The organism is Halobacillus shinanisalinarum (assembly GCF_022919835.1).
Lineage (GTDB): Bacteria > Bacillota > Bacilli > Bacillales > Halobacillaceae > Halobacillus_A > Halobacillus_A shinanisalinarum.
Map to the genome: position 1 here is coordinate 969,607 of NZ_CP095074.1, position 23,379 is coordinate 992,985.

Annotated in this window: 22 protein-coding genes and 1 pseudogene; all 23 read right to left on the reverse strand. The window is 43.1% G+C overall.

Going from position 1 to position 23,379, the window contains the following annotated elements; all coding sequences use genetic code 11:
• Window positions 1-56: 56 nt before the first annotated feature.
• The 23 genes and pseudogenes from hisIE to uvrB all read right to left on the reverse strand — a co-directional run bounded on the left by hisIE (window position 57) and on the right by uvrB (window position 23,344).
• Window positions 57-686, reverse strand: a complete 630-nt coding sequence (gene hisIE / locus MUO14_RS05135; RefSeq protein ID WP_244754005.1) for a bifunctional phosphoribosyl-AMP cyclohydrolase/phosphoribosyl-ATP diphosphatase HisIE — start codon at window positions 684-686, stop codon at window positions 57-59.
• Window positions 683-1,441, reverse strand: coding sequence for an imidazole glycerol phosphate synthase subunit HisF (gene hisF / locus MUO14_RS05140; RefSeq protein ID WP_244754006.1), 759 nt, complete (start codon window positions 1,439-1,441; stop codon window positions 683-685). The genes hisIE and hisF overlap by 4 nt, the downstream gene beginning before the upstream one ends.
• Window positions 1,441-2,172, reverse strand: a complete 732-nt coding sequence (gene hisA / locus MUO14_RS05145) for a 1-(5-phosphoribosyl)-5-[(5-phosphoribosylamino)methylideneamino]imidazole-4-carboxamide isomerase (RefSeq protein ID WP_244754007.1) — start codon at window positions 2,170-2,172, stop codon at window positions 1,441-1,443. The genes hisF and hisA overlap by 1 nt, the downstream gene beginning before the upstream one ends.
• Before the next feature lie 12 nt (window positions 2,173-2,184).
• Window positions 2,185-2,814, reverse strand: coding sequence for an imidazole glycerol phosphate synthase subunit HisH (hisH, locus tag MUO14_RS05150; RefSeq protein WP_244754008.1), 630 nt, complete (start codon window positions 2,812-2,814; stop codon window positions 2,185-2,187).
• Window positions 2,815-3,408, reverse strand: coding sequence for an imidazoleglycerol-phosphate dehydratase HisB (hisB, locus tag MUO14_RS05155; protein WP_244754009.1), 594 nt, complete (start codon window positions 3,406-3,408; stop codon window positions 2,815-2,817). It lies immediately after the preceding gene.
• Window positions 3,405-4,679 (reverse strand): histidinol dehydrogenase, encoded by a 1,275-nt coding sequence (gene hisD, locus MUO14_RS05160; RefSeq protein ID WP_244754010.1) that lies wholly within the window; start codon window positions 4,677-4,679, stop codon window positions 3,405-3,407. The genes hisB and hisD overlap by 4 nt, the downstream gene beginning before the upstream one ends.
• The gene (hisG, locus tag MUO14_RS05165) at window positions 4,676-5,314 is read right to left on the reverse strand and encodes an ATP phosphoribosyltransferase (RefSeq protein WP_244754011.1); all 639 of its coding nucleotides are present in this window, start codon (window positions 5,312-5,314) and stop codon (window positions 4,676-4,678) included. The genes hisD and hisG overlap by 4 nt, the downstream gene beginning before the upstream one ends.
• Window positions 5,307-6,491: an ATP phosphoribosyltransferase regulatory subunit gene (locus tag MUO14_RS05170; protein ID WP_244754012.1), complete on the reverse strand. Its 1,185-nt coding sequence runs from the start codon at window positions 6,489-6,491 to the stop codon at window positions 5,307-5,309. Before MUO14_RS05170 ends, hisG begins: the two co-directional genes overlap by 8 nt.
• 288 nt (window positions 6,492-6,779) lie before the next feature.
• Window positions 6,780-7,601, reverse strand: coding sequence for a hypothetical protein (locus tag MUO14_RS05175; protein WP_244754013.1), 822 nt, complete (start codon window positions 7,599-7,601; stop codon window positions 6,780-6,782).
• A 95-nt stretch (window positions 7,602-7,696) separates the two neighbouring features.
• Window positions 7,697-9,364, reverse strand: coding sequence for a glycerol-3-phosphate dehydrogenase/oxidase (locus MUO14_RS05180; RefSeq protein ID WP_244754014.1), 1,668 nt, complete (start codon window positions 9,362-9,364; stop codon window positions 7,697-7,699).
• 241 nt (window positions 9,365-9,605) lie between these two features.
• Window positions 9,606-11,099: a glycerol kinase GlpK gene (gene glpK / locus MUO14_RS05185; RefSeq protein WP_255822162.1), complete on the reverse strand. Its 1,494-nt coding sequence runs from the start codon at window positions 11,097-11,099 to the stop codon at window positions 9,606-9,608.
• 204 nt (window positions 11,100-11,303) lie between these two features.
• Complete coding sequence (locus MUO14_RS05190; protein WP_255822163.1) at window positions 11,304-11,849, reverse strand: glycerol-3-phosphate responsive antiterminator; 546 nt, start codon at window positions 11,847-11,849, stop codon at window positions 11,304-11,306.
• Between the two features lie 4 nt (window positions 11,850-11,853).
• A complete protein-coding gene (locus tag MUO14_RS05195; RefSeq protein ID WP_244754015.1) occupies window positions 11,854-12,387 on the reverse strand; it encodes an acyltransferase in 534 nt (177 codons plus the stop codon).
• 3 nt (window positions 12,388-12,390) lie between these two features.
• On the reverse strand, window positions 12,391-13,029 hold the full coding sequence (ppaX, locus tag MUO14_RS05200) for a pyrophosphatase PpaX (RefSeq protein ID WP_244754016.1): 639 nt from the start codon (window positions 13,027-13,029) through the stop codon (window positions 12,391-12,393).
• Window positions 13,004-13,960 carry a nucleoside recognition domain-containing protein gene (locus MUO14_RS05205; protein ID WP_244754017.1) on the reverse strand — a complete coding sequence of 319 codons (957 nt, stop codon included), beginning with the start codon at window positions 13,958-13,960 and terminating at the stop codon, window positions 13,004-13,006. The genes ppaX and MUO14_RS05205 overlap by 26 nt, the downstream gene beginning before the upstream one ends.
• 13 nt (window positions 13,961-13,973) lie before the next feature.
• Complete coding sequence (gene lgt / locus MUO14_RS05210; protein WP_244754018.1) at window positions 13,974-14,807, reverse strand: prolipoprotein diacylglyceryl transferase; 834 nt, start codon at window positions 14,805-14,807, stop codon at window positions 13,974-13,976.
• A 14-nt stretch (window positions 14,808-14,821) separates the two neighbouring features.
• Complete coding sequence (hprK, locus tag MUO14_RS05215; RefSeq protein WP_244754019.1) at window positions 14,822-15,757, reverse strand: HPr(Ser) kinase/phosphatase; 936 nt, start codon at window positions 15,755-15,757, stop codon at window positions 14,822-14,824.
• 123 nt (window positions 15,758-15,880) lie between these two features.
• Window positions 15,881-16,225: a phage holin family protein gene (locus MUO14_RS05220; protein ID WP_244754020.1), complete on the reverse strand. Its 345-nt coding sequence runs from the start codon at window positions 16,223-16,225 to the stop codon at window positions 15,881-15,883.
• 26 nt (window positions 16,226-16,251) lie between these two features.
• Window positions 16,252-17,283: a DUF4097 family beta strand repeat-containing protein gene (locus tag MUO14_RS05225; RefSeq protein ID WP_244754021.1), complete on the reverse strand. Its 1,032-nt coding sequence runs from the start codon at window positions 17,281-17,283 to the stop codon at window positions 16,252-16,254.
• 102 nt (window positions 17,284-17,385) lie between these two features.
• Window positions 17,386-18,042 carry a bacillithiol biosynthesis deacetylase BshB2 gene (bshB2, locus tag MUO14_RS05230; RefSeq protein ID WP_244754022.1) on the reverse strand — a complete coding sequence of 219 codons (657 nt, stop codon included), beginning with the start codon at window positions 18,040-18,042 and terminating at the stop codon, window positions 17,386-17,388.
• Window positions 18,035-18,406: a YojF family protein gene (locus MUO14_RS05235; protein WP_244754023.1), complete on the reverse strand. Its 372-nt coding sequence runs from the start codon at window positions 18,404-18,406 to the stop codon at window positions 18,035-18,037. The genes bshB2 and MUO14_RS05235 overlap by 8 nt, the downstream gene beginning before the upstream one ends.
• Before the next feature lie 72 nt (window positions 18,407-18,478).
• Window positions 18,479-21,351, reverse strand: a pseudogene (gene uvrA / locus MUO14_RS05240) (excinuclease ABC subunit UvrA).
• Window positions 21,352-21,358: 7 nt separating this feature from the next.
• Window positions 21,359-23,344 (reverse strand): excinuclease ABC subunit UvrB, encoded by a 1,986-nt coding sequence (gene uvrB / locus MUO14_RS05245; RefSeq protein ID WP_244754024.1) that lies wholly within the window; start codon window positions 23,342-23,344, stop codon window positions 21,359-21,361.
• Window positions 23,345-23,379: the final 35 nt, after the last annotated feature.

Here is a 23,379-nt window from a genome sequence, read left to right on the forward strand (position 1 = left end):
TGTTCAGGACAAGACATCCCTAACTACAAATTTAGTCAGGGATGTCCAGCCTGAATCTATGATTGATGCCGTTTTTCTAACACAGCTAAGACTTGATCCAAGCTTACTCCGCGATCCGTCAACAGCATCAACAAATGGAATAATAAGTCCGCTGACTCCATCGAAAGCTCTTCTGGATCATCGTTTTTTGCTGCTATGATTACCTCTCCTGCTTCTTCCCCAATCTTTTTGGCAATCCGGTCCACACCTTCCTGAAAAAGTTGTGATGTGTAGGAATTCTCAGGTAAAGTTGTCTTTCGCTCAGAGAGCACATTTCTTAATTGGTCCAGTATCGCATAAGGCTGCTGTTCAACACCTTTATCACCCTTGTCGAGTAACGATTCATTAAAGCAGCTATACTCGCCTTTATGACAAGCAGGTCCTGATGGAATCACTTGGACTAACAGGGCATCCTGATCACAGTCAAAATGAATGTTTACAACCTTTTGCGTATTTCCAGAGGTTTCTCCTTTGTGCCAAAGTTCATTTCGTGAGCGACTATAAAATACGGTTTCCCCTTTTTCTAACGTTAGGTTGATTGATTCCCGATTCATATAGGCAAGAGTCAAAACAGATTTCGAGCGCGCATCTTGAACAATGGCAGGCACTAATCCTTTTTCATCAAATTGAATGGCATCAAGATTCATCGTACAACGACTCCCTTCCCTGCTAAATATTCCTTCACATTGCGGATCGATGTTTCTTTATAATGAAAGATAGAAGCCGCTAATGCTGCATCTGCATCTACTTCTTCAAAAACTTCATAGAAATGTTCAGCTGCGCCAGCCCCGCCTGAAGCAATGACCGGTACCCCCACCACTTCCTGAATGGCCTTCAGGAGCGGTAAGTCAAATCCTGATTTCTCGCCATCTTTATTCATTGAAGTTAACAAAATTTCACCAGCGCCAAGCCGGACAGCTTCTTGAGCCCAGTCGGTTACCGTCCACTCTGTCGGTGTCCGCCCGCCATGCGTATACACACGCCACGTACCCACTGATTCGTCATAGCGTGCATCAATCGCAACAACGATACATTGGCTTCCAAAATAGTCTGCACCTTCTCGAATCACCTCAGGACGGTTAACAGCCGCAGAATTCAGAGAAACCTTATCTGCACCATTTCTTAACGTTTCCTTCATATCTTCAAGCGTGCGAATCCCACCGCCAACCGTAAAAGGAATGGCAAGCTCGGAAGCTACCTCCCGAACAACATCGATCATTGTTTTTTTACCTTCATGACTTGCAGAGATATCTAAAAACACAAGCTCATCTGCGCCCTGTTCATCATACACTTTCGCCAGTTCAACCGGGTCGCCGGCGTCACGGATATCAACAAACTGAATCCCTTTTACCACTCGGCCTTCCTTTACATCTAAACAGGGAATAATCCGCTTCGATAACATTAGCGTACCTCCTCCCTAAGTGCATCAGAAAGCTGGAATCGATCCGTGTACAACGCCTTTCCTACTATCGAACCGATGACGTTTTGCTCTTGGTATTTTTTTAGTTCACGCAAATCTTCGAGTCCCTGGATTCCTCCAGAAGCAATCACGTTGACAGACGTTTCTGAACCTAAACGGACGATTTCCTCCGTGTTTGGCCCCTGAAGCATTCCGTCTTTTGCAATATCGGTATAAACAAATGTTTCCGCACCAGCTTCGGCGAGTTCTTTTCCTAAATCAACAGCCGTCACTTCCGAGCGTTCAAGCCAGCCTTCTGTGGCTACATAGCCATCTCTTGCATCTAAGCCAATGACGATTTTTTCTTTGAATTTTTTCAAAAGCTGTTTCGTTAACGGAAGGTCACGGATCGCCAACGAACCGATAATCACCCGGTCCACACCACGGTCCAAATAATAAGTAACATCCTCTTCAGAGCGGATTCCACCACCAATTTGAACCTTACAATGAAGTTCACGTGCGACCTTTACTACATGTTCAACATTTTGCTTCGATCCTTCCTTTGCTCCATCTAAATCAACCATATGGATCCAGGAGGCTCCCGCTTCTGCAAACTTTTGGGCTACTTCAAAAGGGTTATCGCCATACACAGTTTGTTTATTAAAATCACCTTGTTCAAGACGAACACACTTCCCGTTACGCATATCAATGGCCGGATAAATTGTAAAACTCATTACACATGCTCCTCACTGTTGTACCATCCGTTTGCAAAAATTCTCTAATAACTGCATGCCGGCACGACCGCTTTTTTCTGGATGAAATTGGCTCGCCACAACATTGTTTTTCCCGACGATAGCCGGGACAGCCATATGATAATCGGCTGTTGCATACAGAAGCTGCTGCTCATTTGTATGAACAACATAGGAATGGACGAAATACACATACTCCTGTTCTACCTGGGACAAGAGAGGCTGATTCGGCTGTTGGATCTCCAGCTGATTCCACCCCATATGTGGAACTTTATAAAAGACACCTGCATCATTCTTTCCTGTGAATCTTTTGATTTTTCCAGGAAATAAACCGAGCCCCTTCGTTTCGCCGCCTTCTTCACTTTCCTCGAATAATAACTGCATCCCGAGGCAAATCCCGTATAAAGGTACACCTTCATCCACTTTCCGTTTAATGAAATCGATGAATTTATGTTCATGTAAAGCCTGCATGGCATCGGGAAAAGCGCCTACTCCTGGCAGAATATAGCCAGAGCAATCTTCAAGCTGGTTCGGTCGATTTCCTATTTTATAAGGGACATCAAGACGTTCAAGGGCTTTTGAGACACTAAATAAATTCCCCATCCCATAATCAATGACTCCAATCATTTACAAACTTCCTTTCGTACTCGGCACCCCTTTAATACGAGGATCAATTTGCGTTGCTTCATCTAGAGCCCTCGCCAATGCTTTAAACATCGCTTCAATAATGTGATGCGTATTGTGACCGTGGTGAAGAACGATATGTAAATTCATTCGGGCTTCAACGGCGAGTTTCCAAAAGAACTCATGTACATTCTCTGTATCAAACGTTCCTACACGATCTTTTGGCAAGTCAGCTTTCCATTCCAAATGTGGCCGGTCACTTAAATCAACAGCAACCGTAACAAGCGTTTCATCCATCGGAAGCGTCATGGATCCATAACGTTTAATACCACTTTTATCCCCCAGAGCCTGCCGCAAAGCTTGTCCAAGGCAGATGCCGATATCTTCCGTTAAGTGGTGATCATCTACCTCCACGTCCCCCTTACCTGTTACCGTTAAATCAAACAATCCATGCTTTGTAAAAAGCTCAAGCATATGGGATAGAAAAGGGACTTGCACCTCAAGATCTGCTTTTCCTTCTCCATCAATTAAAAATTCCAGATTAATATCCGTTTCACGGGTCGTTCGAGTAATCGAAGCTTTTCTATCCTTGGTCATTTCCATCGCTCCTTACGTGACTCTATGGCCCTTGCATGTGCTTCTAATCCTTCTAACCTGGAAAACTGAGCAATTTTGTCGGCATTCTTTTGTAAAGCTTGTTCACTGTAAGAAATAATGCTCGATTTTTTCACAAAATCATCAACGGTAAGCGGACTTGAAAAGCGTGCTGTCCCACTTGTCGGAAGTACATGATTCGGTCCCGCAAAATAATCGCCAACCGGCTCACTGCTATAAGGCCCTAGAAAAATCGCACCTGCATGGTTAACCTGTGCCATATCCTGAAAGGGGTTCTCTGTCACAATTTCTAAGTGTTCAGCAGCCATTTCGTTTATGGTATCAAGTGCTTCCGGCTTGGTGTCGCACACTATAATGGCTCCATATTCGTCAATACTGGCTTTGGCAATATTGTACCGAGGCAGTGAGCGAAGCTGTTCATATACAGCGGTCCGAACTCCTTCTGCTAATGACTCATCTGTAGTGACGAGAACACTGGATGACCTGGCATCGTGTTCGGCTTGTGACAGCAGATCTGCTGCTACCTCTTCAGCTTTTGCAGTATGATCCGCCAAAACAGCAATTTCACTTGGCCCGGCTATCATATCAATATCGACATCCCCGAACACTTCCCGTTTCGCTAAAGCAACATAAACATTCCCCGGCCCTGTTATTTTGTCAACGGGAGCAATCGTTTCAGTTCCGTAAGCTAAGGCGGCAATCGCTTGAGCTCCCCCTGCTTTATAGACATGATCCACCCCTAGAAGCTGAGCAGCTACAAGGACCCCGGCAGGAACCTTACCGTCCTTACCTGGAGGCGTGACGATGACAATCCGTTTGACTCCTGCGACTTGTGCTGGGATTACGTTCATAAAAACTGAGGAAGGATAAGCCGCTGTTCCACCCGGTACGTACACGCCCACAGCAGCAATTGGAGTCACTTTTTGCCCGAGAATTGTACCGTCTTCACTTGTTTCAAACCATGACGTTGTCCGCTGCTTTTCATGAAAACTTCGAATGTTCGCTGCAGCTTCTTCTAGAATCTCTACAAAGCCCCCATCAATAGACATGTAGGCTTCATCAAACTCATCTTGGGTGACACGCCAGTTTACAATATCCGCACCATCAAATTGTTCCGTGTAAGTTTTGACCGACTGATCGCCATTCTCCTTCACTTCTTGAATAATCCTTTGAACGGATCGTCTCTGTTCTTCTGTGCCCTGATCCACACTTCTTCTCAAAGAAGAGAGATCTGATCTCTTCATGATTTTCATGAACTTTCCACCTCCACAACACCACTTAACTTGCGAACCATTTCATCTATATCTTTACTTTTGACTCGATAACTAACTGGATTAACGATCAGCCTTGAGGTAATATCGGCTATTTTCTCGTATTCCATTAAGCCGTTTTCTCGCAATGTTCGTCCTGAAGAAACGATATCGACAATCCGATCAGCTAGTCCGATCAGCGGAGCTAGTTCGATGGAACCATTCAATGGAATAATCTCAATTTGTTCGCCTTGTTCTCTAAAATAATCAGAAGCGATTTTCGGATATTTAGTCGCAATTTTGGGTGCAATACGCCCAAGTGGTTTGTCGGGCAATCCTGCAACGGCTACATAGCAAGGGCTAATTTGCAGATCCAGCACCTCATATACATCACGGTCCTGCTCTAAGAGAACATCTTTCCCAGCAATACCGATGTCCGCTGCCCCATATTCCACATATGTTACCACATCCATTGGTTTTGCCATCATAATTTGAATATTTTGTTCTGGAAACTCTAAAATCAGCTTTCTTGACTCTTCAGCGTCTGCAGTTAAAAAGTAGCCCGCTCGCTTCATAAGTTCCGCGGCCTCTTCATATATCCGGCCCTTAGGCATTGCGATGGTTAAAGGCTTACTCATCAAGTCCGCCTCCTTTTACAGTTAAGTCAATACTGTCATTAAGTTGTTCCTTGAATTTGATTAAATCAGGGATTTGATCGACGTGTTGCAATAACACCAAGTGTCCTTCGCTACGTAATTCCGCTGCCCTTTTTATCCCTTCAGCATGTGTATCATCATCAACAATAACGCCCATTCGAACATCTTCCTCTTCTTGGACATCCAGTGCTTCAATTAAACGTTCTAAGTGAATAGCAAAGCCTGTGGCTGAAGCATTCAATTGGAAAGATGGCAGTAATGTATCATAACGACCTCCATTACAAAGCAAGGCACCTAAGTTTGGAGCATATCCCTCAAACAAAATTCCTGTATAGTAGTTCATATGACTAATTAGGTTAAGGTCTACATGAACATACTGGTCTACCCCATATTGGTTTAAAATTTTATAAAGCTGCTTTAATTCATTTACTGCCTGCATACAAGATTGATTTCTTGCCAACGCTTTACTCGCCGTGAAAACTTCCTCTCCACCGCGAAGCTGTAAAAGGGATAGCAATGCATTTTTCGTGTCACTTGGAAGCTGGCTCCTCTTCACATCTTCCCGGAAACCTACATAATTTTTCCTATATAGATGTTGTAATAATAGCTCTGTTGTTTCATCGTCATCACCAAGCAAATCATTGAAAAAGGCCTTCACAAACCCAATATGACCAATGGTAATCACAAAATCCTCCAAACCGGATTGTTTCAGTGATTCTACTAGAAGGGCAATCACCTCAGCATCTCCATAGGAAGAATGATCACCAATTAATTCTGTACCCACTTGTTCAAATTGGGCGGGCTTCCCCCCTTCCGTTTGCTGAGCACGAAAGACCGGTCCATCGTAGGCAAGTCTTATAGGGAACTCTGCATTCTTTAGCTGAGAGGCTGCAACCCTAGCAATCGGTGCGGTCATATCTGGACGCAGCACGAGCGTATGTCCCTGTTGATCTAATAATTTAAATAACTGCTGTTCTAACGTCGCACTCATTTTTCCAACCGTTTCATGGTATTCGAGCAACGGTGTATCCATCATCGAATAGCCATAGGAAAGAATGGCTGATGTTAATTTTTCTTTCGCTTTCGTTTTTTGGTTATAAAAAAAAGGAAGCGTGTCGCGCATTCCCAGTGGTTTTTCAAACATCAATCGTTTCGCCATTGGTGCTCCAACCTTTCATTTGAAAAATCCTTTAGTATGCTAATATGCTAACAAGAAAAAGTAAAACCGTCAATCGTCGTATCTCTATAATCTTCCCTTCTTACTATGGAAGAAACAGAATAAAAAAATGAGGTTTTATTACCAAAACACGAAGTCTCCTAAAATTTCCTTGATACCGTCCGCCAACCTGGGTGTCTGTCCCCCATTTCTTTTCCATCTCATACTCACTCTCAGAATAACGTTTAGATTAACACCAAAAAAGTCACTGTGGAAGATAGCACAGTGACTTTAAACATCCCTACTGGTCTGTAATAAAAATAGAAAAGCTACTAACGAATGAGGCACATCATCCCTAACCTTCCATTCAATTAAATAGCCTGGCATTTGATCAAAACGGTCTGCGGCTTCAATAGGAATGGCTCCCCGTTTCGCAACAGCCCACAGTCGTCCTTCTCCATCTGTTACCTCGAAGTGGCCGATATGTGAATCTCCCTCAGCCTTCCAATGATAGTAATCCTTTTCAATATAATAAAAGGTGCTTTTTCCTGTTTTCTTACTACGCTTCAAATCGGTATAAGCTACATAATTCCCATTAGAATGTTGAACATAGCCTCGCCAATATGTACCACCTTTTTTGTCAATCTTATAAGAGGTCTCACCATCTGCCCCGACCATTTGGTAAGTGGCTGGTGCCATCCATCCCCCTGCATAAAAGGAAGAAATCGTGCCAATAACCCGACTCCCGCGCAGCTTCTGTTGTCGAATTTCACTGTAAACTTCTCCATCCATGTCATATAACTTGGCATGAAAAATCGACGAAGCTCTATGACCGATATACATTCTCTTAGGAACTCTCTTAAAAGTTTCTACAGAGCAATCATGAACAAACTGTAATGATTGCTTCGCTTTGATGGAGTCCTTCCAGCCGCTTCTAACAAGAGCGATCCCAATCGCACCAAATAAGATTCCATAGAAAGCTCCAATGAGAAGACTTTCTTCCATGGTGTACAGAAATGTGATAGTAAAGGAGAGCATACCAGTAATGAACAGGCTTCCCATTAATAGCTGTCTCTTTGCGTCCTTGCGAATTAAACTTTGCACATCAGTCATGTCATATCCTCCCATAAAACACGAGTATAATTAGTAAAATTATACAATGAAAAAGACGATCCCTCAATAGGCAAAGGGATCGTCTTACTATATCATTATCCTATTTCTACTGGCTCGACAGCTTCGCTCAACAACTGATTTAATTCATCTTTATAGCCTTGCTTCTGTGGTGTCGTCCAGTCCAATTCGGCCGCCATAAAGTTAATGACTGAATCTTGATGCTTCCTAACCCAATCAATATCAAAGAACAAAGCACCGGTTCGGCGGACAAAGAAATCAACGGGTTTATATGCAAATTCATACTCCAATGCTACAACAAGCTGAGCGAAAACTACCGGATCAATTTGTGCTTTTTCCGCCGACTGTTTTTTGTTCTTATATACTTGGAAAACAATATCGACATTAGCTCCATATAAACCTACGAGCTTATTCGCTTGTTCAGCTGTCAGACCCATTGACCTTCCAACCTGAATACGTTCTTCTTTAAATTTCTTAAACCCTTTTGAACCGCTCACTTCGCCGCCTGATATCGGCATGTGGATCGTTTCTGAATCTGAGTAACGAATGCCATACTCCTCAGCTAACTGATCGCGAACCAAATTGACAGCGGATTGGGACATTTTACGGTATCCGGTAAGTTTTCCACCAGCCATTGAGATGAGCCCCGATTCGGAAGTGAAAATTTCATCTTTACGGGAAATTTCTGACGGATCTTTTCCTTCTTCATGAATGAGCGGCCTTACCCCTACCCAGCTAGATTCAACGTCAGCAGCCTTGACCTCAACAGAAGGAAACATTAAGTGAATCGCATCTAAAATATAATCACGATCAGCAATCGTCAGTTTTGGGTGGGAAATGTCACCATCATATTCCGTATCTGTTGTTCCGACATAGGTTTTTCCGTCTCTAGGGATCGCAAAAATCATACGGCCGTCTGGTGTATCAAAATAAACCGCCTGCTTCAGAGGAAACGTTTCTTGATCGAATACGAGGTGAGCCCCTTTGGTCAATTGAAGGGTTTTTCCTTTTTTAGATCCATCCATTTCGCGCAATTCATCAACCCAAGGGCCGCCGGCATTTACAACTTTTTTCGCCTGTACTTGGTAAGTCTCGCCGCTTATCGTATCTTCAACAATTGCGCCTTCTATCGTACCTTGCTCGTTATACAGAAAATCAATAACTTTTGCATAATTGGCAGAAACAGCTCCATAATCCACAGCCTTCTTCATTACCTCAAGGGTTAAACGGGCATCATCCGTTTTATATTCAACGTAAAAGCCTGCGCCTTTAAGGCCATCATGTTTCACTAAAGGTTCATGTTCAAGCGTCTCTTCAGGACTAAGCATGGTTCTTCGTTCACTTTTCTTCACACCTGCTAAGTAATCATATACCCTGAGACCTATATTTGTTGTGAACGGACCAAAGTTGCCACCTTCATGAAACGGCAGCATCATCCACTCAGGAGTTGTAACGTGGGGGCCATTCTCATAAACGATCTTGCGTTCTTTCCCGACCTCGGCTACCATCTTAACCTCAAATTGTTTTAAATAGCGAAGTCCGCCGTGCACCAGCTTTGTTGAGCGGCTTGAGGTTCCTGCTGCAAAATCCTGCATTTCTACGACCGCTGTTTTCATCCCGCGGCTTGCCGCATCTAAAGCGATGCCTGACCCAGTTATCCCGCCTCCGATCACGAGAATATCCCACTGTTCTTTATTAAGCTTTTCAAATTGTTCTTGTCGATGATAACTAGAAAATGGTTTCATATAATCTCTCCTTCAGCCATTTCGATTCTAATGAGGTCATCTGCTACGGGTATTCCCTGAAAACGGTAAAAATATGTGTATATGCTTGCTACAAGTGTATCGATTCACAAAAAAATAGACCACGAGCATCTCTATAACTGTATCGTTATAAAGTGTCGTGGTCTCTCCGTATCTCCGACCTCATCATATTAACTTATTTTTATTGTAACAGACTTTTGTGGAACGGTAAAGAATTAGTCTCTTATAACTTAAAAACGCGTGCAGCCTCTACTGCTTTTTGCCAGCCTTCATAAAGTTCAGCGCTTTTCTCTTCGTTCATTTGTGGATCAAAATCCTTCTCCACATACCATTGCTTAGAGATTTCTTTCTGATCTTTCCAGAAGTCTACGGCCAGACCAGCTAAATAGGCTGCTCCAAGTGCTGTCGTTTCATTTATTTTCGGGCGTTCGACAGGTACGTTCAGCAAATCACTTTGAAACTGCATTAGCAGGTCATTTTTGACTGCCCCGCCATCAACACGCAGTTTCTTCAATTCAATCCCGGAATCCTCTACCATTGCATCAACGACATCCTTCGCTTGATAAGCCAATGATTCAAGAGTAGCACGGACAAAGTGAGACTTTTTCGTTCCTCTAGTTAATCCGAACACGGCTCCGCGAGCTTCACTGTCCCAATACGGGGTGCCAAGCCCGACAAATGCTGGAACAACATACACGCCGTCAGTCGAATCCACCTCACCTGCAATGCTTTCACTTTGCTTAGAGGACTCTATCAAATTTAGACCGTCACGGAGCCATTGAATCGCGGATCCTGACACGAAAATACTTCCCTCAAGGGCGTATTCTACTTTATCGCCGACACCCCAGGCAAGCGTAGTCAGAAGCCCTTGATCAGAACGCACCGCTTCCTCAGCCGTATTCATCAGCATAAACCCGCCTGTACCATAAGTGTTTTTAGCCATCCCCTTTTCAAAACAAGCTTGTCCGAAGAGCGCAGCTTGTTGATCACCTGCAATCCCGGCAATTGGAATGCTGCTGCCGAAGAAATGATAATCGACTGTATGGGCATACACTTCTGAAGAAGGCTTCACTTCAGGAAGCATGCTCTTTGGGACACCTAAAATATCAAGCAGCTCCTCATCCCACTCCAGGTCATAAATATTGTACATAAGGGTTCTTGACGCATTAGAATAATCCGTCACATGCTCTTTCTTCCCCGATAGCTTATAGACGAGCCATGTATCAATAGTTCCGAACATTAGCTCACCATTGGCTGCTTTCTCCCGGGCACCATCCACATGGTCAAGAATCCATTTCACTTTTGTGCCGGAAAAATAAGGATCCAGCAGCAAACCTGTTTTATCACGGAACATATCATTTAAGCCTTGCTCACGAAGATCGTTGCAAATCTCCTGAGTCTGACGAGATTGCCAGACAAGAGCTCTATAAATCGGTTTTCCTGTATTACGATCCCAGACAACCGTCGTTTCCCGCTGATTCGTAATCCCTATCCCAGCGATTTGTTCGGCTTCCACATCTGCTTTGGTAAGCACATCCGCCATACAAGCTAACACAGACGTCCAAATTTCGTTGGCATCATGCTCAACCCAGCCTGGCTTAGGAAAGTATTGTTCAAACTCCTTTTGTGCTGTCTCGACAATTTCCCCGTCATGGTTAAATAACATCGCACGCGAACTCGTCGTTCCCTGGTCAATGGATAAAATATATTTTTCCACCCTGATCATCCTCCTCTAATCTAATTAAGCGGCTGCTGAGCTTTTCTAAGCTCAGTTCGTAATGAGGTTGATAAGCTAGCTATAAAGAGAATGGTAACAAGCCAAAATCATAGATTTGGACACGCTCCAAATATCGCCTGATAAAACACCCCTTCGTTTTTACTACTATCTTCCTCTTAGAATAATTATGTAATTCTAAAAAAACTAAAACTTCCAAAGCTCTGTACGAGAGGTAGTAACAGCTGAAGCGCCTGATTGGATCGCTTCATCTACTTCCTCCATAGTACGAATCAGCCCGCCTGCTATGACCGGAACACCTAATCGATCTTTAACTTCTTGTATCATTCCCGGTAATATTCCAGGCAAAACTTCTACATAATCTGGCTGTGCTTTTTTTATTATTTGGACGTTGTGTTCGATGGCTTGACTATCAATAAGGAATAAACGCTGCACTGTAATTAACTCATACTTTTTCGCACGTTGAATCACAGTGGACCTTGTCGAAATCACCCCATCCGGTTTAACTTCCCTGCCGAGAAACTCCATCCCATAATCATCTGCCTTTAATCCTTGGACTAAATCAACATGGATTAGAACCTTTTTGCCAGCCTTTTGGCCAGCATTTACTATTTTTTTCAGCAGTCCAAGACGAGTATCAAGTAAAATAATGTACTCCGATGTGGATTCAAGTAGAGATTCAAATTCTTTCATATGCTTAATAGCAGGCAAAATCCGTTGATTAATCGTCACAACGCTACACCTCGTCCTTAAAAAATTGATCACGCTTAGCACGCTCGTCCATTTCTTCTTTCGTGTAAATAAGTCTCATGGGGTTCCCGCCTACAAATGAACCAGCAGGCACATCTTGATGGACAAGAGTGCCTGCTGAAACAATCGCTCCGTCACCAATATGAACACCAGGAAGGATGGTGGTATTAGCACCAATCATCACCTCATCCCCAATTTTCACATCGCCTAAGCGATATTCTTTTATTAAATATTCATGCGCTAAAATCGTAGTATTGTAACCAATTACAGAATTCTGACCTACGGAAATTTTCTCAGGAAACATAATATCCAGCATGACCATGAGAGCAAATGCTGTTTCATCCCCAATTTTCATACGAAGGAACGTGCGGTATAACCAATTTTTCACTCGTAATAAAGGCATATACCTTGCGACCTGTATGATAATAAAGTTTTTAACCACTTTTAAGAACGGCACTGTCCTATATATGTGCCACAGGGAATTTCCTCCATTTACTCGGTAACGCTTTGTATTACGCATCCTTTATCCTCCCATAATGTCCAGTAAGTCCCTCATATTCGTCAACATATAATCAGGATTAAGCTCATCCAATACTGCCGAGCCTTTAACGGTCCAAGCTACACCAGCCGTCTTTGTCCCCGCATTTTTACCTGCTTCAATATCGTGCGTACTATCTCCCACCATTAATGCTTCAGAAGCTTGGGAATCTAGTGCCTCAAGAGCTTTAGCAATCGGCTCGGGATGCGGTTTTGCATTTGTTACATCATCGAGCGTTATAACCGTTTCAAACATTCCGTCTAGTCCTGCAAGTTCTAGCCCCATATTGACAGTTTGACGCATTTTCGTCGTCACTACACCTAAACGAAAACCTTGCTCTTTTAACGACTGAATCGTCTCAACCACTCCGTCATAGGCGGTAACATAATCATCATGGTTCGCAAGATTGTGGGAACGATATATCTCAATCAACTCCTCCACACGATCAGCATCAATCTGCCTCATACTATCTTTTAACGGTGGTCCGATAAAGTTGATAATCTCTTCCCGGTTGAAGGGACGCTTGCCATAATACTCAATCGTATGAGTGAACGAAGCGATAATCAACTCGTTCGTATCAATTAATGTTCCATCTAAATCAAAAAGTATCGTACGTATGCTCATTAGAAGTTTCCTTTCTCTCACGCTGTAACCTATTTAATACTAATCCAACAGAAGCCGTCAACACGATCGCTGTTAACAAACGAATCAAAAGCAGCGGCCAAACAGGTATCCCAAGCGGAATAAAGATCAACGTGTCCTCCACGACCGCATGACATGAAACTAGAAATAAAATAGCCAAATACATATCTTTTCTAGAAACGCCATCCTCTTCTACCGCTTGAATCATTAGACCCGCCCCATAAGCCAATCCGATCGTTAGGCCGGCAACAAGCGTCATAGAGGTGTTGCGTTCCATTCCAAGGAAGCGAGTCGCTGGTGCCACCCACTCCGAAAACCGATCGAGCCAGCCTCTTTCTCGTAAATATTGCATAAAGATCATCAATGGAATAACGATAAGTGCCAATTGAACAATTCCCATCATAGCTGTCTGAATACCATGTATAATAATCTCAGTCCAGCCCTCAGGTGTAGCCTGCTGCTCGGGAGCAAAACCGTAAACGGCTTGCTCCTGACCACCTTTCCAAAACGTGTTAATAAGAAAAGCAGATACAAAAGCTAGGCTGAGCCTTACTCCTGCAACAAACCACCAGCTTACACCCACCCTTTTCGCAACGGTCGACTCAATTAAGAGGTTGTGTGAAAAGGATAGCATAATCGCTAAAATTAACACTTCCTTCACGGTAAAATCAAACGAAATAATCGCAGCAATTCCCGCGTACAGGTTTAGAAAGTTTCCAAGGACGAGTGGGACAGCCGCTTCACCGGAGAGTCCTAACCAGCCCATCAACGGCTCTAGTTTTCCGATTACCCATGGAAGAATGGGCGTGAACTGAAGGATCGTTACGATGAGGGTGACGGGAAATATCACTTTCCCTAATGTCCACGTAAGCTGTAAGCCTTTTTTTAGTCCACGCTCTAGGATGCCTATCATACTCCACCCTCCCCTATTTTACTTTTTTACCGTTGTAATATTTATTCGCTAACCCTTTTTTGCGTCGGTAAATCATAAGTGCAGTCGCTCCTACCACAAGTACAACTGAGATCAATTGGGCTGTACGAATTTCACCAAACAAATACAGGCTGTCTGTACGCATTCCTTCAATAAAGAAGCGTCCCACAGAATACCAAATCACATAGCTCAGAAATACTTCCCCACGACGCGGGTTAAATTTATGTCTTAAGATCAATAAGAATATGAAACCGGCAATATTCCACAGTGATTCATATAAGAAGGTTGGATGATAGACCGTTCCGCCAATACACATTTGCTGATTAATAAAATCGGGTAAGTATTGCATATAGTTGTTATAAAAACTCTCAGAAACTGGGCCACCATGTGCTTCCTGGTTCATAAAGTTACCCCAGCGGCCAATGGCTTGACCTAAAATAATGCTGGGTGCAGCAATATCGGTCATCATCCAAAATGATATGCCTTTTAGTTTTGTATAAATATAAGCCGTTAAAACAGACCCAATTAATGCACCATGAATGGCAATACCGCCTTCCCAAATAGCAAAAACGTCCCACCACGGGCCACCAACGTAGCGATCCCATTCAAACAGTACATAGTAAATACGCGCGCATACAATCGCAACAGGAATCGCATAAACAACGATATCTACCATGTAATCCTTTTTCAAGCCAATTCGCTCAGACTCTTTTGTTGCCAGCCATAGTCCAAGAAACGCTCCAGTTGCTATAATCACACCGTACCAATAAATGGATAATGGTCCTAGTTGTAATAATACACGGTCTAGTGCTTCAGGTGTACAAGCCACAAGGTCTTCCTCCCTTACTCTTCATTCGTTTGATCTTCATCAATGACTTTAGTTAAGCGTTCAGAAAATTCCTCTGCAGCGTTAACGCCCATACGCTTCAATCTGAAATTCATTGCTGCCACCTCAATAATGACGGCTAAGTTACGGCCAGGACGTACAGGGATCGTTGCTTTAGGAATCTCAACATCCATGACTTTCATGGTCTCTTCTTCAAGTCCCAGTCGATCATACTGCTTGTTTTTATCCCAAATCTCAAGGTTAATCACAAGGGTGATCCGTTTAAAGTTCCGCACAGCCCCTGCCCCGAATAATGTCATCACATTAATGATTCCAAGTCCGCGGATCTCAAGTAAGTGTTCGATGAGCGGAGGGCTATTCCCAATTAACGTATCATAATCTTCCTGCCTGATCTCAACACTATCATCAGCTACTAACCGATGTCCGCGTTTTACAAGTTCTAAGGCTGTCTCACTTTTACCGACACCACTTTGCCCTGTAATTAATACTCCAATCCCATAAATATCTACAAGCACTCCGTGGATGGCAGTAAACGGGGCAAATTTCGTTTCTAGAAAATTAGTCAAGCGGCTGATAACCCTTGTCGTTTTATGTGGGGATCTCATTAATGGAACAGCGGCTTCTTTTGCTGCCACATGAAGCTCCTTGGGAATATCCATCCCTCTCGTTATCACGATTCCAGGTGTTATATCTGTACATAAACGCTCAGCACGATCCATACGCTGCTCATGTGTAAGTTCATTAAAATACGATAGCTCTGTCTTTCCTAATAATTGCAGGCGATCCTTCGGGTAAAATTTAAAGTACCCCGTCATTTCTACACCAGGGCGGGATATATCACTCATATGTATTTCTCGGTGAATGCCATCTTCCCCAGCAACTAGCTCAATGTTAAACTGCTCAAGCAGTTGTTCTGTTCTCACTTTGCTCATGGACTTGCCTCCTCAAGAAAAAATCGTATAATCACTTTCCCTATTGTAGCACGTTTTAAAAAACGAGGATAAAAAAGAATTCGGTCCGCTGTCAGGAAAGCGAACCGAATCCATTATGGATCATCATTCTTTAATAAAGCTGTTCAGCACTAGATTAATCAGTGAAATGACAATGGCAGCAACAATCGTCATCCCGAAGCTGGTGATCTCAAATGTGCTTCCTAGAAAGGCATCTGTCATTGCTAATGTGATCGCGTTAACGATAAATAGAAACAAACCAAGTGTTACTACTGTGATCGGCAGAGTTAGGACCACTAGTATCGGACGGACAATCGCATTCAATATTGACAAAATAAGGGCAGCAAGTAAAGCACCGCCAAACCCGTCAATCGACACTGAAGTAAATAACGCTCCTACTACAACGATTGCCACCGCATTCACCAGAATGTGTAATAGCCAGTTTTTCAATCTCTATCCCTCAATTCCAGCAGCATTTACAAGCGAGGATTTCTAATCGTGACAGAACCCGTTTTTGTTTCTGCTTCTAAATGATACGCAGGTTCATACTCCTCGTGTGCCTCAAATTGCAGCTCCTTACTCATGACTTCTTTTTTGTTATTCAGAATTTTATAGTTATCAAGTTCACAATTCAGGCTTCCAACTGAAGACTTAAGCCTTCCATCTATCCTTTTATGAGGCGGCAGTGTAACAGCAATATTGCCCTTAACCGTTTTGAAAAAGCCTGTATGAGCATGGCTGCCACTATTAACGACGCTAATAGCTCCTGAAATAGTGGACGCTTCATTTTTACCAAATTGACCATTTAATGTCATGCTTCCATTAACGGTTTCCGTTTCACACGTTTCAAACTTACTATCGCTTACTGTGATCGAACCATTCCCCGTTGAAAGTTTACTGACTTCCCCTTGAGCCCCTTTCAGCTGAATAGAGCCGTTAGCTGTTTTAAGGTGGAAATGTTCAGCATCAATCGTAGTGGAAGTAATCGAACCATTCGATAACTTCACCTTAATAAATTCGTAATTCTTCTGCGGCAAATAAAGCTTTACAAAGGCTTTTACTTTTTTGGATGGACTGGCAATTCGAAGCAAATTATTGTTCGCCTCAAATTGATGATCGGCAAGAAACTTTTCTTTAGCCTCTCCCACCTCTTCGACCTGGTAGACCTTAACTTTATACTCCGCGCGAACATGTGTCTCTTGCCATGGTTCAATTTCCAATGATCCGTTCGCAATGGAGGCATCGATGTCATGAAAATCAGCTTCTGTTTCAAAGTGGTGATGAAATTCAGCGGATTCCCCGAAAGATAAATCAAAGTCGACATTTTTAATTTTATCAACGGCCTCTCCAACAAAATCTTTTAACCCGTATTTCTTTTTACTCGAATTGGTTGATTTGTTCTTATTCGTCTTCTTTTCCTCCACAGCATTAAGAAGTTTGGCCCCTTCTTCCGCGGTAATCGTTCCTTTTTCAATCATTGTCAATATTCTCATACGTTCTTCATTCATTGGACACTCGCTCCTTTTTAATAAGCATTCCCTATTTAGGGTGTAGAAAAACTAAAAAAAGCACCTTGAAGACAATGCTGTTTGTCTAAGGTGCCTAAGCTTTTAAGAAAACGTCCACTTATAAAAGCGTTCCATTTTCAAACGCTCCGTTTGCTCGTGTTTCTTATCATGAATTTCTATTAAGCTCATCATGCCATCTGCTTGTGATAAATGTGCTGAAATGGCTGCTAATTTCTGTTCCCAGTATGGTGCGATATCAAAAATAATATCAGGTTTTCCAAGATCATCTTCGTGCTGGTTGGAAATGGCGTGCATCCATATTTCCGGACGCGATTCCCTATCGATTTTTTCAACAGCGGCTACAACCGCGGCCCCTAACGCATCGTGGTCTGGATGGACCGCATAACCGGGATAATGTGTGATGACTAAGCTTGCCTGCAACGCCTCTATCTTTTGCTGCAAGTAGTCAGCCACCTCTTCCCTCGGTTCAAACTCTAAGGTTTTATCACGATACCCTAGCAACTCAACGTCTATATCGAGTTGTTTAGCCGCTTCGGTTAATTCTTTTTTGCGAAAAGATGACAGTGTCTCACGATTAGCAAAAACGGGGTTGCCCATATTTCTGCCCATTTCACCAAGCGTTCCACATAAATAAGTCACTGGAATGCCTTCTGCTCGAAATTTAGAAATCGTACCAGAGGCACCGAATGATTCATCGTCCGGGTGCGGAAAGATAACAACGACGTGCTGCTTACTCATGTAGCTCCGCCTCATGAGAAAAAGGAGATTTGCTAATTTCCAGGGCAACCATTAAGCGGCCTTCCCGATCATGACCGGCTAGCAGCAGGCGTCCCAGGTCATCAATTTCATAGTCCGTAACACCTTCTGCGTAAACCCAGCCCAGCTCAAGCTTCAATCCTACCCGGTAAGAACCGCCTGTGCTTACAATTTTGCCATGCTGATAAGTAACCTGAGCATTACGAATAAAAGCACCTACATTGTATGCTTTCTCATCAAAATGGCTGGCATAGGCGCCATTTGTTGTTTCTAAATGTACATAAACAGCTTGGTTCGCAAGCTGATTGATTTTTTCTTGAACAACTGACTGTTCGATCACTTTCATTCCGAATTCCTCCCGTTAAAACATCTCTTGTTTAACGATACTTAATATCGATCGAACCGTCAAAGCATCTACTTACTTTAAAACTTTTTCTTTTGACTTCAACTTGTCTTCCATTCGTTTCCTATCCCTCTGCAGCACTGGTTTCAAATATTTCCCAGTATAAGATTCGGGTTCCTCTGCTACTTTTTCGGGGGTCCCTGTTGCAATAATTTTCCCGCCCCTTCACCACCCTCTGGACCAAGATCAATAATATGATCTGCTTCTTTAATCACATCAAGGTTGTGTTCGATGATTAATACAGAATCACCATTCTCTACTAAACGCTGCAATACGTCTAATAACCTTGAGATATCATCGACATGTAAGCCAGTCGTCGGTTCATCCAGTATATAAAAGGATTTACCGTTAGAACGACGGTGAAGTTCACTAGCCAGCTTCACCCGCTGGGCCTCCCCACCTGACAATGTCGTCGCAGGCTGGCCGAGTTTAATGTATTCAAGTCCAACATCGGCAACAGTTTGCAGCTTCCGGTTAATCTTCGGGATATTAGCAAAAAAGTCGAGTGCCTCTTCAATGGTCATTCCAAGGACATCGGCAATACTCTTCCCTTTATACTTTACTTCTAATGTTTCACGATTATAGCGCTTCCCATCACACACTTCGCATGGAACGTATACGTCAGGCAGGAAGTGCATTTCAATTTTAATAATCCCATCCCCACGGCATGCTTCACAACGGCCGCCTTTCACATTAAAACTGAAACGACCTTTTTTATAACCGCGAATTTTCGCCTCATTTGTCTGTGCAAAAACATCACGAATATCATCAAAAACTCCTGTATAAGTAGCAGGGTTTGAACGTGGAGTCCGCCCAATCGGTGACTGATCAATATCAATTACCTTATCAAGCATCTCGATGCCTTGAATCTCCTTATGCTTTCCTGGCTTTTGTTTACCATTATGCAGTTTCATAGAAAGCGACTTGTACAGAATTTCATTAATTAACGTACTTTTCCCCGATCCGGACACACCAGTCACGGCTGTAAATAAGCCTAGAGGAATTTTCGCGTTCACTTTTTTCAGATTGTTCTCTTCAGCTTGTTTTATCTTAAGATAGCGGCCATCCGGCTTACGACGCTTAGCAGGTAACGGAATGAATTTTTCCCCAGACAAATATTGGCCCGTTAATGATTTCTTAGATCGCATCACTTGTTTCGGTGTTCCCTGTGTAACAATTTCACCGCCATGGGCACCTGCTCCTGGTCCGATATCGATTAAATAATCAGCCGCCAGCATCGTATCCTCATCATGTTCTACCACAATCAAGGTATTGTCTAAATCTCTCATACGCTTAAGTGTCTTTATCAAGCGGTCGTTATCACGCTGATGCAAGCCGATCGACGGTTCATCAAGCACATACAACACCCCTGTTAAGGCAGAACCAATTTGAGTGGCCAGGCGAATTCGCTGAGCTTCCCCGCCGGACAATGTTCCAGCAGATCTAGATAATGTTAAATAATCGAGTCCAACGTTTGCGAGAAAACTTAACCGCTCACAAATTTCTTTTAAGATCATTCTGGCAATCGTTTCTTCCTTCTCAGTCAGTTCTAACGATTCAAAGAACTGCCTCGCTTCTGTCACAGAAAAGTCAGTAGTCCGGCCAATATGTTCCCCGTTAATTAACACAGCTAAAGCTTCTTGATTCAGGCGGTTTCCCTCACACTTCGGGCATGACTTTTGAGCCATGTATTTTTCCATTTGTTCGCGGATAAAATCGGAGCTCGTCTCACGGTACCTCCTAGAAATATTCGGGATAACTCCTTCGAAGAAAATCTCATTTTCTCTGACTTTACCGAAGTCGTTCTCATAACGGAAAAAGACTTTTTCGTTGCCACTGCCATATAAAACCCGCTCCATCTGTTCTTTCGATAAGTCTTTCACAGGTTTGTTTAAGTCTATGTGATAATGATCCGCAACACTTTGAAGCAGCTGTGGATAATATTGTGAACTTGTCGGCTCCCAGGCAGCAATAGCATGTTGTTTTAACGATTTATTCCAATCTGGAATCACTAAATCCATGTCAACTTCCAGCTGTGTTCCAAGACCGTCACAACGATTACACGCCCCGAAAGGACTGTTAAAGGAAAACATACGCGGCTCAAGTTCGCTAATCGAAAACCCGCATATTGGACAAGCGTGATGCTCACTGAAGCTGATTTCTTCTCCATCGATCACATCAACAATGACATTCCCTGCTCCCAAGTTAAGCGCGGTTTCAAGAGAGTCAGATAAACGCCCCTCAACACCCTGCTTCACAACGATTCGGTCAACAACCACTTCAATTGAATGCTTTTTATTTTTCTCGAGCTTAAACTCCTCGGAAATTTCACGCATTTCCCCGTCCACTCTTAGACGGACGTACCCCTCTTTTTGCAGTTGTTCAAAGACTTTGACATGCTCACCTTTTCGTCCTGACACGACAGGTGATAGAATTTGAAGTTTCGTTCGTTCCGGATACTCCATGATCTGATCAACCATTTGCTGCACTGTTTGCGAGTCGATTTCAATGCCGTGATTTGGGCAAGTCGGTCGTCCGATTCTCGCAAAAAGCAGGCGTAAGTAATCAAAGATTTCTGTGACCGTTCCCACTGTTGAACGCGGGTTACGACTTGTCGTTTTTTGGTCAATCGAAATAGCTGGGGACAAGCCTTCGATTGAATCTACGTCAGGCTTATCCATCTGCCCTAGAAACTGACGGGCATACGCACTTAGTGACTCTACATAGCGACGTTGCCCCTCAGCGTAAATCGTATCAAAGGCGAGGGATGATTTCCCTGAACCAGAAAGTCCTGTCATAACCACAAGTTTATTTTTGGGGATGTCGATGTCAATATTTTTTAAATTATGTGCTCTTGCTCCTTTAATACTGATATTTTTACTGGCCATAAGCCAATCATCCTTCCGCTTTTAATTCCAAAACAATGTCGCGAAGCTCGGCTGCTCTTTCGAAGTCGAGATCCTTAGCTGCCTGTTTCATTTCTGTTTCTAAATTATCAACCAATTCGCCGCGTTCTTTTTTCGACATTTCTGAAGGTTTTTTCTCTGTTCCATATGTCGTACTATCTTCTGCAACCTTCGTTACTTGAATGACATCGCGAATTTGTTTATTGATTGTTTTTGGCGTAATGCCATGTTTCTCATTATAAGCAATTTGCTTTTCGCGGCGGCGATAGGTCTCATCGATGGCATATTGCATCGATTTCGTTGTCTTATCTGCGTACATAATAACAATTCCATTTTGGTTACGTGCAGCTCGTCCAATTGTCTGGATAAGTGAACGATCGGAACGTAAGAAACCTTCTTTATCGGCATCTAATATGGTGACCAATGAAACCTCAGGAATATCCAGACCTTCCCTTAAAAGGTTGATTCCCACAAGAACGTCATATTTACCGAGCCTTAGGTCTCTAATAATTTCAATCCGCTCAAATGTTTTAATTTCCGAATGCAGGTAGGCTACTTTTATTCCTAAATCCTTCAGATAGTCAGAAAGATCCTCGGACATCCTTTTCGTTAGCGTAGTAACAAGCACCCGTTCGTTCCGTTCACTGCGCTTGTTAATCTCACCAACTAAATCATCTATTTGACCATGAATCGGACGGATCTCGATTTCAGGGTCAAGTAGTCCAGTCGGACGAATGATTTGCTCGGTCAATTTCTCAGTATGGTCTAGTTCATAATTTCCTGGAGTGGCAGAAACATATGTGATGAGATTGATATGCTTTTCAAATTCCCCAAAAGTCAGTGGACGGTTGTCGAGAGCAGAAGGGAGTCGGAATCCATGATCGACAAGTACCTGCTTACGCGCCCTGTCCCCATTGTACATGCCGCGAATTTGCGGAAGCATCACATGCGACTCGTCCGCCATAATGAGAAAGTCATCAGGGAAATAATCGAGTAAGGTGTAAGGCATCGCACCCTCTTCTCGAAAGGTTAGATGACGTGAATAGTTTTCAATGCCGGAACAGAAGCCCATTTCATTCATCATTTCTAAATCGTAATTCGTCCTTTGCTCTAAGCGCTGTGCTTCCAGCAACTTATTCTGATCCTTAAGTTCTTTCACTCTTGCGTGCATTTCTTTCTCTATATTTTCAATCGCCTTTTTTAACTTTTGTTCCCTCGTTACGAAGTGTGATGCCGGGAAAATCGCTACATGCTCTCGTTCTCCAACAATTTCTCCTGTAAGAACATCAATCTCACGAATCCGATCAATTTCATCACCAAAAAACTCAACACGTATCGCATGCTCTTCTTTTGACGCCGGAATGATCTCCACCGAGTCCCCGCGGACGCGAAAGGTTCCGCGTTGAAAGTCGATGTCGTTTCTCGCATATTGGATATCTACGAGGAGTCTAAGCAATTCATCACGATCACGTTCCATACCTTGACGGATAGATAGCACTTGACTGCTGTATTCTTCCGGAGAACCTAACCCATAAATACAAGAAACACTTGCAACAACGATGACATCGTTCCGCTCAAATAAGGAGGTTGTTGCCGAGTGACGCAGTTTATCAATTTCATCGTTAATATTGGAGTCTTTTTCAATAAACGTATCCGTTTGCGGCACATAAGCTTCCGGCTGATAGTAATCATAGAAACTAACAAAGTACTCGACTGCATTGTTTGGGAAAAATTCCTTAAACTCACTATATAATTGACCTGCCAATGTTTTATTGTGGGCAATAATCAATGTGGGTTTGTTCACTTGTTCAATAACATTGGACATGGTAAATGTTTTCCCTGTCCCTGTTGCGCCAAGTAGAGTCTGGTGCTTCTCGCCGCGCTCTATTCCTTCGACCAGTTCCTTTATCGCTCTAGGCTGGTCCCCTTGTGGCTTATAATCAGATACTAATTCAAATTGATTCTCCGTTTCCATTAGGACAACCTCCGTTCAATACACTATTCAACCAT

Coding starts and splice junctions, on each gene's coding strand:
- hisIE (WP_244754005.1), bottom strand. CDS start 686: ATGAATCTTGATGCCATTCAATTTGATGAAAAAGGATTAGTGCCTGCC.
- hisF (WP_244754006.1), bottom strand. CDS start 1,441: ATGTTATCGAAGCGGATTATTCCCTGTTTAGATGTAAAGGAAGGCCGA.
- hisA (WP_244754007.1), bottom strand. CDS start 2,172: ATGAGTTTTACAATTTATCCGGCCATTGATATGCGTAACGGGAAGTGT.
- hisH (WP_244754008.1), bottom strand. CDS start 2,814: ATGATTGGAGTCATTGATTATGGGATGGGGAATTTATTTAGTGTCTCA.
- hisB (WP_244754009.1), bottom strand. CDS start 3,408: ATGACCAAGGATAGAAAAGCTTCGATTACTCGAACGACCCGTGAAACG.
- hisD (WP_244754010.1), bottom strand. CDS start 4,679: ATGAAAATCATGAAGAGATCAGATCTCTCTTCTTTGAGAAGAAGTGTG.
- hisG (WP_244754011.1), bottom strand. CDS start 5,314: ATGAGTAAGCCTTTAACCATCGCAATGCCTAAGGGCCGGATATATGAA.
- MUO14_RS05170 (WP_244754012.1), bottom strand. CDS start 6,491: ATGGCGAAACGATTGATGTTTGAAAAACCACTGGGAATGCGCGACACG.
- MUO14_RS05175 (WP_244754013.1), bottom strand. CDS start 7,601: ATGACTGATGTGCAAAGTTTAATTCGCAAGGACGCAAAGAGACAGCTA.
- MUO14_RS05180 (WP_244754014.1), bottom strand. CDS start 9,364: ATGAAACCATTTTCTAGTTATCATCGACAAGAACAATTTGAAAAGCTT.
- MUO14_RS05195 (WP_244754015.1), bottom strand. CDS start 12,387: ATGCGTAATACAAAGCGTTACCGAGTAAATGGAGGAAATTCCCTGTGG.
- ppaX (WP_244754016.1), bottom strand. CDS start 13,029: ATGAGCATACGTACGATACTTTTTGATTTAGATGGAACATTAATTGAT.
- MUO14_RS05205 (WP_244754017.1), bottom strand. CDS start 13,960: ATGATAGGCATCCTAGAGCGTGGACTAAAAAAAGGCTTACAGCTTACG.
- hprK (WP_244754019.1), bottom strand. CDS start 15,757: ATGAGCAAAGTGAGAACAGAACAACTGCTTGAGCAGTTTAACATTGAG.
- MUO14_RS05225 (WP_244754021.1), bottom strand. CDS start 17,283: ATGAATGAAGAACGTATGAGAATATTGACAATGATTGAAAAAGGAACG.
- bshB2 (WP_244754022.1), bottom strand. CDS start 18,042: ATGAGTAAGCAGCACGTCGTTGTTATCTTTCCGCACCCGGACGATGAA.
- MUO14_RS05235 (WP_244754023.1), bottom strand. CDS start 18,406: ATGAAAGTGATCGAACAGTCAGTTGTTCAAGAAAAAATCAATCAGCTT.
- uvrB (WP_244754024.1), bottom strand. CDS start 23,344: ATGGAAACGGAGAATCAATTTGAATTAGTATCTGATTATAAGCCACAA.